The organism is Streptomyces sp. SID3212, from assembly GCF_009865405.1.
Lineage (GTDB): Bacteria > Actinomycetota > Actinomycetes > Streptomycetales > Streptomycetaceae > Streptomyces.
In genome coordinates this window covers 1-2,568 of the sequence record NZ_WWJY01000524.1, presented here as the reverse complement: position 1 = coordinate 2,568, position 2,568 = coordinate 1, and the positions used below count along the sequence as shown (strand labels likewise).

The 2,568-nt window shown below is 71.2% G+C and carries 2 protein-coding genes; one reads left to right on the top strand and one right to left on the bottom strand.

The genetic code is table 11. The annotated features are described in order from the left end of the window. Positions 1 to 376: 376 nt before the first annotated feature. Complete coding sequence (locus tag GT042_RS15765) at positions 377 to 1,627, bottom strand: extracellular solute-binding protein (RefSeq protein WP_161309344.1); 1,251 nt, start codon at positions 1,625 to 1,627, stop codon at positions 377 to 379. Between the two features lie 279 nt (positions 1,628 to 1,906). Here GT042_RS15765 and GT042_RS15760 point away from each other — a divergent pair. Continuing rightward, positions 1,907 to 2,568: GAF domain-containing protein (locus GT042_RS15760; protein ID WP_161309343.1), on the top strand; the 662-nt coding region annotated here is incomplete at its 3' end.

Here is a 2,568-nt window from a genome sequence, read left to right as displayed (position 1 = left end):
GTCTGGACGGGGGCATGGGTGGCGGTCCGGGTGGCGGTCTGCGCGGGCGCCTCGGCGGGGAGGTGAGGCGCCCGCGGGGAGGGGAGGGTGAGCGTGAGCGGGGCGGGGACGACGGCGGACATGGAAGTCTCCTGTGCCGGTAGGGAAGGCAGGTGCCGGGGTCCGCCGCTCGCGCGACGGCCCGGCACCTTGTTTCTTCCGTGACCGACTGGATTTGACATGACCGCACGGCGGAGTGTGGATGTGGGACGGCTGAATGCCGGGAGTCCCCGCCCCGGATCTGTCGCCTGTCCCCCGCCCGCCGCCGTCCGTGCCCGCCCGCCCTCCGGCCCGTCCCCGTCCGTCCTCCTGCCGCCCCCGTCGCACCGGAGCGGTCTCAGCCGGAGTTGAGTGCCCGCGTGATGCTCTCCGAGGCCGCCTTCGCCGCCGCCTCGGGGTCCTGTCCTTCGAGGACGGCCGTCATGTAGGGCTTGATCGGGTTCTTGGCCTCGACGTTCGCCCACTGCGGCGAGTTGGGCGTGGCCCGGCCCTGCGCGGCGCCCGCCGCCATCGCCGCCGTGCTGGCGTCGCCCCGGATGACCCCGGCGAGGGTCGTCTTGTTGGGCACGTAGCTCATGGTCCGCGCCAGGTCCGTCTGCCACTTCCTGCTGGCCAGCGCCTTCACCACGTCGGCGGCGGCCGAGTGGTGGTGGGAGTTCTTGGAGACGATCAGGTCGGAGCCGCCGGTGAAGACCGCTCCCGGCGCGTCGGCGGTCTTGCCCGGGATGGGGAAGTAGCCGATCTTGCCCTTGAGTTCCGGGTTCTGCTCCTCGATGAGCCGCGCCGAGCTGGGCGTCGAGATGATCTGTGCGACATCGCCCTTGGCGAAGACGTCCGCCTGCGGGGGCTTGGCCTCGTCGGAGTTCTTCGGCCCGTTGCCCAGCGACTGGAGTTCCTTGTAGAAGGCCATGCCCCGGAGCGCGGCCGGGGTGTCGACGGTGCCCGTCCAGTCGCCGCCGTTCGCGACGGCGAGTTCGCCGCCCTCGTCCCAGATGAAGCCGGCGAGGGTGTACCAGTCCTGCCCGGCGAGGTAGATGCCCTGGGTGCCGCCGGCGTTCAGCTCCTCGGTGTCCTCGATCCACTGGTCGCGGGTCTTGGGGGGCTTGTCGATGCCCGCGAGGGCGAACAGTTCCTTGTTGTAGATCACGATGCGGTTGGCCGCGTACCAGGGGATCCCGAACTGGGCGCCGTTGATGCTGCCCGGCTGGGCGAGTCCGGGCAGCCACTCCTCGCTGCCGAGATCCCGTACCGCCTCCAGGGTGAGGTCGCGGAGGTTGCCGCTCTCCGCGTACTGGGCGACCTGGGTGTTGCCGACCTCGATGACGTCGGGGGCGTCGTCGCTGTCCAGCGCGGCCAGCACCTTGTCGCCGATCCCCGTCCATTCCTGGATCCTGACGTCCAGTTCGACGGACGAGTGCTCCTTCTCGTACGCGCTGACGAAGCGGTCGAGGAACTCGTCGGTGACGCTGTCCTTCATCAGCCAGACGGTGACCGTGGTCGAGCCACTGCCACCGGGCATCAATCCGCAGCCTCCGAGCGCCGCGCAGGACACGAGCGCGACGGAGCTGACGAGACATCGGTTTTTCACGTAGGTCACCTTCTGGCGTGAGCACACGGAGAGGAGCCCGACGTGGGGGGAACGAGCGACCATCACTCGCACGGGTGTTTGGGATTTTGGTATGTACCAAAGGTGCGGTCAAGTCCTGTCCTTGGGGCGAAACAGGGGCGAACACCCCGTCCGTACCCGCCCGTTCCGACCCCGCACCCCGCCCGTTCCCCATCCTGACCTGGGCGGACATCCGCGTGGAGCCGCGCCCGCGACGGTCCGGAGATACGCTGATACGTATGGCGACCTCTCACCGGGCCCATGGGTGACACCGGCCCCCCGACGGGCGGCCGGGCCGGGCCGAACGCCCAGGTCGACGCCCTGAGCGGGGCGGTCGAGGACCTGGCGGGACAGTTCGCCCTCCAGCCCCTCCTGCACCGCATCCTGAGCCGGGCCGTGAGCCTGCTGGGCGCCGACGCCGGGTCGATCAGCACGGTGGACGAGAAGGCGGGCACGTACCGCAAGGAGGCCGACCTGGGTGTCGCCTGCCAGGAGGGCGCCGTCTTCCCGCTCGGGGAGGGCGTCACGGGCGCGGTGGTCGCGCGCCGGGGGCCCCGGCTCTTCGAGCGGTACGGGGACGTGCCCGGCGGCCATGTGGGCGCCGGGGACCGGGACCGGCTGCACGCCACGGTCGGGGTGCCCATCGTGTGGCAGGGCGAGATCATCGGGGTCTGCGTCGTCTTCTCCACCGATCCCCGGACCCGCTTCGGCAAGGAGGACGTGGACCTCCTCGACGTCTTCGCCAAACACGCGGCGATCGCGCTGGCCAACGCGCGCCTGCACCAGAAGTCCGAGGACCGGGCCCGACGCCTCGCCGTCGGCGCCGAACGGGACCGGGTGGCCCGGGACGTCCACGACACGGTGGCCCGCGCGCTCGGGTCGATCCTGCTGCACATGGACGGGCCCGGCTCCCCCGACCGGCC